This is a genomic window from Sphingopyxis sp. (genome assembly GCF_035250425.1).
Classification (GTDB): domain Bacteria; phylum Pseudomonadota; class Alphaproteobacteria; order Sphingomonadales; family Sphingomonadaceae; genus Sphingopyxis.
Genome location: NZ_DATFFD010000024.1, coordinates 1 through 10,235, shown reverse-complemented (window position 1 = coordinate 10,235; position 10,235 = coordinate 1). Strand labels below are relative to the sequence as shown.

General features: G+C 64.4%; 12 protein-coding genes. 7 read left to right on the top strand and 5 right to left on the bottom strand.

What is annotated here, in order from left to right; genetic code table 11:
* The 3 genes from VJ811_RS01655 to VJ811_RS01645 form a co-directional block, all read right to left on the bottom strand.
* On the bottom strand, positions 1-335 hold a 335-nt coding region (locus VJ811_RS01655), incomplete at its 3' end, for a Clp protease N-terminal domain-containing protein (protein ID WP_324070530.1).
* A gap of 219 nt (positions 336-554) precedes the next feature.
* Positions 555-1,211, bottom strand: coding sequence for a hypothetical protein (locus VJ811_RS01650; protein ID WP_324070529.1), 657 nt, complete (start codon positions 1,209-1,211; stop codon positions 555-557).
* A gap of 98 nt (positions 1,212-1,309) precedes the next feature.
* A complete protein-coding gene (locus VJ811_RS01645) occupies positions 1,310-1,570 on the bottom strand; it encodes a hypothetical protein (protein WP_324070528.1) in 261 nt (86 codons plus the stop codon).
* Positions 1,571-1,829: 259 nt separating this feature from the next.
* Between VJ811_RS01645 and VJ811_RS01640 the strand changes: the two genes are divergently transcribed.
* Both VJ811_RS01640 and VJ811_RS01635 read left to right on the top strand, forming a co-directional pair.
* Complete coding sequence (locus VJ811_RS01640) at positions 1,830-3,302, top strand: ATP-binding protein (protein ID WP_324070527.1); 1,473 nt, start codon at positions 1,830-1,832, stop codon at positions 3,300-3,302.
* A gap of 200 nt (positions 3,303-3,502) precedes the next feature.
* Complete coding sequence (locus tag VJ811_RS01635; protein WP_324070526.1) at positions 3,503-4,987, top strand: heme peroxidase family protein; 1,485 nt, start codon at positions 3,503-3,505, stop codon at positions 4,985-4,987.
* A gap of 45 nt (positions 4,988-5,032) precedes the next feature.
* On the opposite strand, the gene VJ811_RS01630 is transcribed toward VJ811_RS01635, so the two are convergent.
* The gene (locus tag VJ811_RS01630; protein WP_324070525.1) at positions 5,033-5,230 is read right to left on the bottom strand and encodes a DUF1192 domain-containing protein; all 198 of its coding nucleotides are present in this window, start codon (positions 5,228-5,230) and stop codon (positions 5,033-5,035) included.
* Positions 5,231-5,370: 140 nt separating this feature from the next.
* On the opposite strand from VJ811_RS01630, the gene VJ811_RS01625 reads away from it, so the two are divergent.
* From VJ811_RS01625 to VJ811_RS01615, 3 genes are all read left to right on the top strand, one after another.
* Entirely contained in the window at positions 5,371-6,351 is a 981-nt protein-coding gene (locus tag VJ811_RS01625) for an NAD(P)H-quinone oxidoreductase (protein ID WP_324070524.1), read from the top strand.
* 73 nt (positions 6,352-6,424) lie between these two features.
* The gene (locus VJ811_RS01620; protein ID WP_324070523.1) at positions 6,425-6,991 is read left to right on the top strand and encodes a hypothetical protein; all 567 of its coding nucleotides are present in this window, start codon (positions 6,425-6,427) and stop codon (positions 6,989-6,991) included.
* 87 nt (positions 6,992-7,078) lie between these two features.
* Positions 7,079-7,702: a glutathione S-transferase family protein gene (locus VJ811_RS01615; protein ID WP_324070532.1), complete on the top strand. Its 624-nt coding sequence runs from the start codon at positions 7,079-7,081 to the stop codon at positions 7,700-7,702.
* 13 nt (positions 7,703-7,715) lie between these two features.
* Here VJ811_RS01615 and VJ811_RS01610 read toward each other — a convergent pair whose 3' ends face one another.
* On the bottom strand, positions 7,716-8,015 hold the full coding sequence (locus tag VJ811_RS01610; RefSeq protein ID WP_324070522.1) for a TM2 domain-containing protein: 300 nt from the start codon (positions 8,013-8,015) through the stop codon (positions 7,716-7,718).
* Positions 8,016-8,256: 241 nt separating this feature from the next.
* Between VJ811_RS01610 and VJ811_RS01605 the strand changes: the two genes are divergently transcribed.
* Together VJ811_RS01605 and VJ811_RS01600 are read left to right on the top strand one after the other, a co-directional pair.
* A complete protein-coding gene (locus VJ811_RS01605; RefSeq protein WP_324070531.1) occupies positions 8,257-8,904 on the top strand; it encodes a DUF1013 domain-containing protein in 648 nt (215 codons plus the stop codon).
* 3 nt (positions 8,905-8,907) lie between these two features.
* Positions 8,908-10,047 (top strand): MBL fold metallo-hydrolase, encoded by a 1,140-nt coding sequence (locus tag VJ811_RS01600; protein WP_324070521.1) that lies wholly within the window; start codon positions 8,908-8,910, stop codon positions 10,045-10,047.
* Positions 10,048-10,235: the final 188 nt, after the last annotated feature.

Below are 10,235 nucleotides of genomic sequence, written 5' to 3'. Positions count from 1 at the left end.
GCGACGAGGACGTTGGCGCCCGTCACCTCGTCCTTGCCCGACGACTGGACGTGCAGGATCGCGCGCTGGACGACGCGCTGAAACCCGCTGGTGGGCGACGGGTCGCTGTGCCCCTCGACCTTCAGACTGTCGAGTTCGGTGTCGAGATAATGGACGACCGCCGATTGCAGGTCGTCGAGTGCGACGCCGCAAGCGCGCATCACTTCGGCGGCATGATCGTCGTCGATCAGCGCATAGAGCAGATGCTCGAGCGTCGCATATTCGTGATGGCGCTCCGAAGCGGCCTTCAGCGCATTGTGTAGAGTCTTTTCGAGGCTTTCCGAAAAGGACGGCATGGTCTTCATCTCCTTGCGGGGACCAGGCCGGGGAGAGCGGCCCCCTTAGAAAGGCAACGTGGCGATGCCGCCGCCCCACCGCAAGGGAAAAGCGGATGGCTTTGTGAAATTACGATGACGGGGGTTGCGGTGTGGTTACGGGGTGTTTGGATTCTGGCTGTCGCGGGTGCGTTGCCTTTGATTCTGAAGTCGGCCGCAGTGCCGGCTGGAGCATCGACTCTACATGCGTTCGGTATTTAATTCTGCACTACCAGCCAGCCGCTTGCCGCGATTCTGGCTTTCTTCGAAGATGAGGAGGAGCGCAGCTTGTTCCGCGAGACGGTGATTTTGACCACTCTCGTTGCCACCCTGCTTCGCGGCCCGATGCGCGTCCCAATATTTGATGCTTACAGGCCCTCCCTCCCGCATCCTGGCTGCCAAGCCATGCAACGCTGCGGCGAGGTTGGCGGTTGATCGATCGGCGTTATCTGTCCCCTTGTCTTGCATTAAAGAGAGCCAGCCAATGTCCTCGGCGTCTTCGCCGGACGCGCTTTCGGCGTGGAAGGTTGCTTTTTCTTTATCGTGCGCTCTTTTCAGTACCGCTTCAACAAAGCCGAGACCAAAACCCACGGATCGAAACTGTTCGGTGGGCTGCGCGGAAATCAGGCTATCGTTGAGTTCGCAACTCATCGCCGCATAGTCGGTAAAGCCCGCATATCCTTGCGGCTTTCCGGGGTAGTAAGTGAACAATTTCGATGGACTAATCTTAACTTGGCGCTGGGTCGGTCCTGCCCCGACAAAGTTCCTTTTGCGGACAGTCATGAGGTCCGGTTTCAGTAAGCCGACGGCTATTCCAGCGGCTACCATGGAAAGTGCGATCCATGTGACGAGTTCCATGCGGTGCGATTTCCCGAATTGGCTAAGCTACACGTTGATTTAGCGGGTTTTGCTTTCGTTTCGGTAAAGTCTTGCACGTTCCATAAGCTCAGCGGCCGTCACCTGACGCCCGCCCTATCGACCATATCCATAAAATCGCGCGCCGTGTTGCGCTCACCCTCATCCTTGAACGCGACGTCGAGGTCGGGCGCGACGCCGAGCATGTACATCAGCGCCCAGAGCGCGAAGCGGCGGCCGGGGTTGGTCTCTAAGCCGAAATCGACGCGCATGCGTTCGGTGCCCGCGGCGTGGGCTTCGGGGTGGATCGCCGCGAGGTCGGCGGTGCCGAAATAGCGGCGGAACTGGTCGTCGAAATCCATCGCTGTATCTTTGGCTCGTTTTGTTCGATTGGCAAGTCAGGCTGGAGCACCGTGCGTTTAATCCGCATCGCCCCAACTCCGTTCGTGCTGAGCTTGTCGAAGCACCGTCCTTCTTCTTACGGCGTCGAAAGAAAGAACAGCCCTTCGACAAGCTCAGGGCGAACGGTTTATATTAATTGCACAGGGCTTTAGGAAAAATCGGCTCATCCGAAACCTCGCTCGGTTGTCATTCCCACGGACGCCCGATAGGGCGGCGTCCGTGAAGACGAGCATCGAGATCGGAACCGACAGCACCGGGCAGGGCGTGCACATCAACGTCCAGGAACTGCTGGCGACGCGGCTGCTCGTCCAGGGCAATTCGGGGTCGGGCAAGTCGCACCTCTTGCGCCGTATCCTCGAGGAAAGCGCCGCGCTGGTGCAACAGATCGTGATCGATCCCGAGGGCGATTTCGTGACGCTCGCCGATGCGTACAGCCATGTCGTGATCAACGGCGGCGACTATAACGAGCGCGAGATCGCGGCGATGGGCGCGCGCATTCGCGAGCATCGCGCGTCGATCGTGCTCAGCCTCGAATCGCTCGATATCGAGGCGCAGATGACTTGCGCCGCGGCGTTCCTGAACGCGCTGTTCGATGCGCCGCGCGAACATTGGTTTCCGGCGCTGGTGGTGGTCGACGAGGCGCAGATGTTCGCGCCGAGCGTTGCGGGCGACGTCGCCGACAATGTCCGCCGCGCAAGCCTTTCCGCGATGACCAACCTGATGTGCCGCGGGCGCAAGCGCGGCCTTGCCGGCGCGATCGCGACGCAGCGGCTTGCCAAGCTCGCGAAGAATGTCGCCGCCGAGGCGAGCAATTTCCTGATGGGGCGCACCTTCCTTGACATCGACATGGCGCGCGCCGCCGACCTGCTCGGCATGGAGCGGCGGCAGGCCGAGGCGATCCGCGACCTCGAGCGCGGGCATTTCCTCGGGCTCGGTCCCGCGATTTCCCGGCGGCCGCTGTCGGTGCGTATCGGATCGACGCAAACCGCGACGCGGATGGGTACGCACAGCCTGATGCCGCTGCCTGTCGCGGGCGGCGAGGATATGCGTTCGATGCTGTTCACCGAAATGGAGGCGCCGGCGCAGCCGCGCGTCTTTGCGCCCGAGCCCGAGCCGGTTGCCGCGAGCGAGCTATTGGAGCGGATCGCGGCGAGCGAGGGGCTCCACGAAGATCTGGACGCCCCGCCGGTGCTCGACATCGTCGAGGCGGCCGAGGAGGCGGGGCACAGCGATGCGGTGGTGATCGCGATGCTCGAAGAGATGCTGTCCGACCCCGACAGCGCCTTCCAGCCCGAAGCCTATCTTTATCAGGATTTTTCGGTGCGTTGCCGGATGCAGAAGCTGAAGAAGGTGCCGCTCGACCTCGCCGCCTTCCGCCGCCGTTTCGCGCTCGCAAAAGGGGGTGTGTTCGATCCGGGCGAGCCGCGCTGGCGCGAGGTGCTTGCCGTCGCCGACCGGCTGCCGCACGACATGTTCGCGCCCTTCCTCCAGATCGCGCGCGCCGCGATAGACGGCGAGCCGTGCCCCGACGACGAGATCCTCGGCCGCGCTTATGGCAGCCGCTCGCCGGGGCGCATCCGGCGTCTTGTCGAATATATGGAAAAGCAGGGCGTTATCGTCGTGCGCGCCGATTTCGGCGGCCGCCGCTCGATCGGCATTCCCGAACTTGGGCTCAGCACCGAAGCCGAATAGGGCGTCCGTGCCTCATCCCGTCGCGATTTCGCCGCGACCCGGCATGTTAATCGCGAATTAGCCACCTAAAATCTTGGGACCGTGCGCGGGGCGGCGCAATCCTTGCCGCAGGTTCGTGCCTAAAACAGCGGATGCCAGCTCTCTTGGTGGGTGGATCGTCCCGAAACCCAAAACATCGTTGACCAACAGGAGAGACTGTCATGCCTCGTCACGGCGTATATCCGCGCGACATCGTTCCGCCGCGCTCCAAATATTCCGACGCCGGCCGCTTTGGCCGCATGTTCGGCGAATTGCCGCCCTTCGCCGCCGACACCCCCGATGTGCGCGCCGCGCTGATCGACATCGGCAAGTTGGGCGGCATCATGGATGCCAAGGACAATCTGACCAAGACCCCCGCCGAGCTGATCACCAATCCGGCGCTGTCGGCGAAGAACAGCGATAATCCGACACTGACCGCGGGCTTCACCTTCCTCGGCCAGTTCCTCGATCACGACATGACGTTCGACCCGACCTCCAGCCTCGAGCGGCAGGTCGATCCCGAACAGATCGCCAATTTCCGCACGCCGAGTTTGGGGCTCGACAATGTCTATGGCGCCGGACCCGGCGGCAGCCCGCACCTGTACGACATGCAGGGCGGCAAGGGCGGCAAGTTCCTGCTCGAGCCGACGGGGACCGCGAACAAGTTCGACGTGCCGCGCAACAGCCAGAAGGTCGCGCTGATCGCCGACCCGCGCGACGATGAAAATCTGATCATCGGCCAGCTTCAGGTCGCCTTCCTGAAATTCCACAACGAGGTCGTCGAATATGTGAAGACCAAGATCAAGCTGACCGGATCGGACGAGATTTTCGCCGAAGCGCAGCGGATCGTGCGCTGGCATTATCAGTGGATCATCGTCCATGAATTCCTGCGCAAGACGTGCGGCGATGCGGTGGTCGACGATGTGCTGACGAACGGCCGCAAATATTACAACTGGCACAACGAGCCTTACATTCCGGTCGAATTCTCGGTCGCCGCGTACCGCTTCGGGCACAGCCAGGTGCGGCCGTCGTACCGTGCGAACTTCACCGGCAACGGCGGCAATCCCTTCTTCGCGATGATCTTCACGCCCACACCGTCGGACCCGAACGATCCTGACGATCTGTCGGGCGGCTGCCGTGCGCCGCGGCGCTTTATCGACTGGCCGACCTTCTTCGATTTCAGCGACGGCAATGTGAAGCCGAACAAGAAGATCGACACGACCTTGTCGACCGCGCTGTTCCGCCTGCCGGGTTCGGTCGTGCCGAACCCCGATCCGAAGACGAATCCGGCCTCGCTCGCGCAGCGCAACCTGCTCCGCCACCTGACCTTCTCGCTGCCGTCGGGGCAGCGGGTGGCGCGCGCGATGAAGCTGCCCGAACTGTCGAAGGGCGACCTCGCCGACCTGAAACCCCATGGCTTCGACGATCGGACGCCGCTCTGGTTCTATATCCTGCGCGAGGCGCAGGTGACGCAGAATGGCGAGCGGCTGGGACCGGTCGGCGCGCGGATCGTCACCGAGGTCTTCCTGGGGCTGCTCCAGGGCGACAAGGGATCCTATCTCTCGCAGGATCCCGAATGGCAGCCCTTCCTGCCGACCGTCGATGCGTCGAAAAAGGGCGACGATTTCAGGATGATCGACCTGCTTCGCTTCGCCGAGGTGGCGTAACGGGTAAGGTTCGCCGGCGCTTCCACTCGGGCGCCGGCGTTACCCTCAGCTCTTTTTGAACAGCGCTTCGGCCGCCGCCATCTGGCTCGTCGCGGCGCTGCGGTGCGCCTTGATGCGTTCGATCTCGGATTCGAGGATTTCGATGCGTTCGCCCAATTCGTCGACCGACAGCGGGTCGAGCGGCTGCTTGATCAGCGCCGTCAGCACATCGTCGCGGCGGCGGGGAAGGTCGTCATCGTCCATGGCGCATCCTCCTGGTCCCTAAGGTTAAAAGGCGCGCGACTGTTGACCCGTGTCGCCGCACTGTCAATAAGGCGAGGCAGGGGGTAGGGGATGAAGGGACCAGTGGGGGAATTTCCGAAGTGACCAGCTTGCCATCGAGCATGACCGCCATCGCCATCAGCGCGCCGGGCGGACCCGAAGTGTTGCAGCCGACAACGCGGCCGGTGCCGCAGCCCGGACCGGGCGAGGTGCTGATCCGCGTCGCCGCGGCGGGGGTGAACCGTCCCGATGTGCTCCAGCGCATGGGGTTTTATCCGCCGCCGCCAGGGGCATCGGACCTGCCGGGGCTCGAGGTCGCGGGAACGATCGTCGCGGTCGGCCCGGGGGGCGATCCCGAGCTTTTGGGGCAGGCGGTGTGCGCGCTTGTCGCGGGGGGCGGCTATGCCGAATATTGCGTCGCACCGGCCGGAAGCTGTCTGCCGGTGCCGAAGGGCTTTTCGATGGAAGAGGCGGCGGCGCTGCCCGAGACGGTCTTTACCGTCTGGCACAATCTGTTCGAGCGCGGCTATGTGCGCGACGGCGAGACGGTGCTCGTCCACGGCGGCACCAGCGGCATCGGGACGACCGCGATCGGGCTGTGCAAGCTGTTCGACATCAAGATCATCGTGACGTGCGGCAGTCCGGACAAATGCGCCGCCGCGACCGCGCTCGGCGCCGACCTGGCTGTCGATTATTCGGCCGAGGATTATGTCGAGGCAGTGAAGACCTTCACCGGCGGCAAGGGCGTCGATGTCGTGCTCGACATGGTCGGCGGCGATTATCTGCCGCGCAACCTTGCCTGCCTCGCCGAGGACGGGCGCCATGTCACCATCGCGTTCCAGCGCGGCGCGAAGGTCGAATTCGACATCGCCGACGTGATGCGCCGCCGCCTGACGCTGACCGGGTCGACGCTGCGCGCGCGGAGCGCCGACTTCAAGGCGCTGCTCGCCGACGAGATTCACCGCACGCTCTGGCCCCAGCTCGCAGAGGGTGCGTGGAAGCCCGCGATGGATCAAGCCTTCCCGCTCGCCGAAGCCGCGGCCGCGCACGCGCGGATGCAGGCGGGCGAGCATGTGGGGAAGATCGTGCTCAGCGTGGGATGAGCCGAGGGAACATTCGACAGGATCGGCGGTTGAGCGGACGGGGGGACCAATCAAAAGAGGATGATCTCTCCCGATGAAGATGCATAGTCTGTTGCTTCCCGCCACCGCTCTCTCCTTTGCCCTTGCGGCTTGTTCGCAGCCCGCCGAAACCGAAAAAACACCGACCGCATCCTATGACGGCGAGGTCGTGCCCGAGAGCAAGGCGGCCGAACCCGCCGTGCCCGCGATCAAGCCGACCGACATTCCGACGCGCGGCGGCGACGGCTCGCCGATCGAACTGGCGGCGCTCACCGAAGCCGACGTCAGCGGCGCCAAGCTCAAGGGCGAACTCGCGTGCAGCTTCGCCGCCGACGAAGCCGCGCAGCCGATCCTGCACGCGCAAGGCGACGTCGCCTCGGCGGACCCGTCGCGCGGCATCGTGAAGGTCGGCGATACGATCGAAGCCGTATCGGCGAACGGCGGCTTCGATGCGATGGCAAAGGGCACAAAATTCTTCGGCAAGGGGCTGCAACTCCGCGTCGCGCTGGTCGGACCGGCGCCTGGCGGCGGCGAATCGCCGCCGCGTCCCGCGACGCTGACCGCCGACCGCGCCGACGGCGCGCAGCGCGTCTTCGCGGGGCTATGGCGCTGCGGCCCGTAACCGCCGCTTGCGGGCATCGCGTGCGCGCCGCATAGAGGCGTCGCCGCGGTGTCGGGGCATGGGCGATTCATCACGATGGGGGCTGCAATGGGCGACAGGCCGATCCTTCACGAATATGCCGCGAGCGGCAATTGCTACAAGATCCGGCTGACCGCGGCGCTGCTCGATTGCCCGATCGAACGGCGCGAATATGACATCATGAAGGGCGAGACGCGCACGCCCGACTTCCTCGCGAACGTCAACGCCAACGGCCGCATCCCGGTGCTGCAGGTCGGCGACAAGTTTTTGCCCGAAAGCAATGCCGCCTGCTTCTGGCTCGCCGACGGGACGCACCTCGTCCCCTACGATCGGTTCGAGCGCGCCGACATGCTGCACTGGATGTTCTTCGAACAATATAATCACGAACCGAATGTCGCGACCTTGCGCTTCTGGATGAAATGGATCGGCGAGGCGAATTTCACTGAGCTCCAACGGGCGCAGGTGCCGGCGAAGCAGGCGGCAGGCGCTGCGGCGCTGAAGTTGATGGACGAGCATCTCGCCGCGTACGACTGGCTCGCGGGTCAAAGCCTCTCGCTCGCCGACATCGCACTTTATGCCTATACGCATGTCGCCGAGGACAGCGGGTTCTTCGCGCTCGCCGATTATCCGGCGGTGCAGCGCTGGATCGCGCGGGTCGAGGCCGAGCCGGGGTTTGTGAAGATGGCGGCGTGAGGCAAGGTTCTGCTTATCGCGTGAGTCGATCGACAGTTTTCATATTTTCTTCGGTGACCATCTGGGAAACCAAAAACAGATCGACAATCAGCCAAATGCCCAGTGCTATCCATCCCGTGAAGAGTGGCAACCAGCCAAGCAGCAACAGCATGAGTTGAGCTATAGCTGTTCCAGTGCGCCCAAGGTAGAAGCGATGAGCGCCGAAGCCGCCGACAAAAAACCAGAGCAAATAGGCAACGCCCGCGGATTTTCGATTGGCGTCATACATCATTTGCATGCGCGCTTGGTCAAAGCCGTTTGAAGTGTCGGTCAAATCTTTCTCCCCTTCCCCCAGCAGAAACTTGTGACGTTATTTGGATAGCCGCGCAAACATTAAATAATGGCGACGCTGATCCTGGTTCGGGTGAGGGTACGGCACGGGACTTTCCGCCCCTTGCCCCGCCCGCCAATCCGGCATATAGCCGCGCCCAATGTCCGGCCGCCTCGCAAGGGGCGGCCCTTATTATTTCCGCTTGGAGAACCCGGCCATGGCCAATCCCGATGCCACCCCGCTGATGCCGCACGCGACCGCCGCCTGGCTGGTCGACAACACCGGTCTCACCTTTGTCCAGATCGCCGAATATTGCGGCATCCATATCCTCGAAGTGCAGGCGATTGCCGACGAGACCGCCGCGACCAAATATACCGGCCGCGACCCCGTCCGTGCGCACGAACTGTCGATGGACGAAATCGAAAAGGGTCAGAACGACCCGAACTACAAGCTCAAGATGAGCAAGCAGGCGCAGGACACGATTCGCCGCACCCGCGGCCCGCGCTACACGCCGGTCAGCAAGCGCCAGGACAAACCCGACGGCATCGCGTGGATCCTGAAGAACCATCCCGAAGTGTCGGACGGCGCGATCGGAAAGCTGATCGGCACCACCCGCAACACGATCGGCGCGATCCGCGACCGCAGCCACTGGAACAGCGCCAATATTGTCCCCAAGGATCCGGTGACGCTCGGCCTTTGCTCGCAGCGCGAACTCGACGCGCTCGTCGCCAAGGCGGCGAAGAAGGCGGGGATCAAGGCGCCCGAGGACAGCCGTTTCGAAGGCGACCGTGAGGCGTTGCTCGAGGAACTGCGCGCCGAACGCACCGCCGCGAACGAAGCGCGCGCCGCCGAGGAAGCGAGCGAAGCGACCGGCGACGAAACGGCGGCCTGACGGGTGGCGTCGGGGGCGGACGAGGATCATATTCCGGCGGCCAGCGGTTCGCCGGACGCCTCGCTGACCCAGGACGACAGCTTTACCGCGACGAGCCACGCGGGCCTGACCTATCCGTGGGGCGACGCGGCGCCGGGGGCGGGCGAGACGATCCGCATCGCCGGCGGGATCAGCTGGGCGCGCATCCCGATGCCGGGGTCGCTCGGCCATATCAACAGCTGGCTGCTCGACGACGCCGACGACCGGGGGGACGGCGTCGCGGTCGTCGATACCGGCATCTGCCTCACCATGTGCTCCGACGCGTGGAAGGCGCTCTACGCCGGGGCACTGAAGGACAAGCGCATCACGCGCGTCATCGGCACGCACCTCCACCCCGACCATATCGGCCTCGCGGGCTGGATCGCGAAGAAGCAGGATGTGAAGCTGTGGATGACGCGCGGCGAGATGCTGACCGCGCGCGCGATCGTCGCCGATTCGGCCGACACCGCGCCGGGCGAGGTGCTGACGCAATCGCGCGCTGCGGGCTGGGACGAGGCGGCGATCGAGGCGCAGCGCTCGCGCGGCTGGAACATGTTCCAGCGCATGATCTTCACCCTGCCGCGCTCCTATGTGCGGATCGCCGACGGCGAGATACTCGACATGGGCGCGCACCAGTGGCGCGTCGTCACCGGATCGGGGCACAGCCCCGAACATGCGTGCCTGTGGAACGAGCGCGAGGGCGTGCTCGTGTCGGGCGACCAGGTGCTGCCGCGGATCAGCTCGAACGTCTCGGTGAACATCACCGAACCCGACGCCGACCCCTTGGGCGAATGGCTGGCGTCGATCGACAAGCTGCTCCGCGTCGTTCCCGCCGACGTCACCGTCTGTCCCGCGCACGGCGAGCCGTTCAAGGGGCTGCACGTCCGCCTGATGGCGCTGCGCGACGAGCATCGGATGCGGCTCTACAATCTGGCCGAAGCCGCGGCGAAGGCGCCGATGCGCGCGGTCGACAGCTTCCCCTTGCTCTTCAACCGCCCGATCGGCGAGCATAACCGCGGCCTCGCGACGGGCGAGGCGCTCGCGCATCTGAAGCGGCTCGAGGTCGAGGGGCGCGTGCAGCGCGAGGACCGCGACGGCGTGTGGTGGTATCACGGGGTCGCGTGATGCGGCCGGGCTGCGTGTCGGCTTTGGGATAGGAAGCGGACGGTTCCGTTCCTCCCCGGAACGGGGAGGTGGCAGCCCGCAGGGCTGACGGAGGGGTCGAAACCTCTCGTCAAGACGCACCGTCCCGACCCCTCCACCACCGCCTACGGCGGCGGTCCCCCTCCCCGTTCCGGGGAGGAACTAAAACG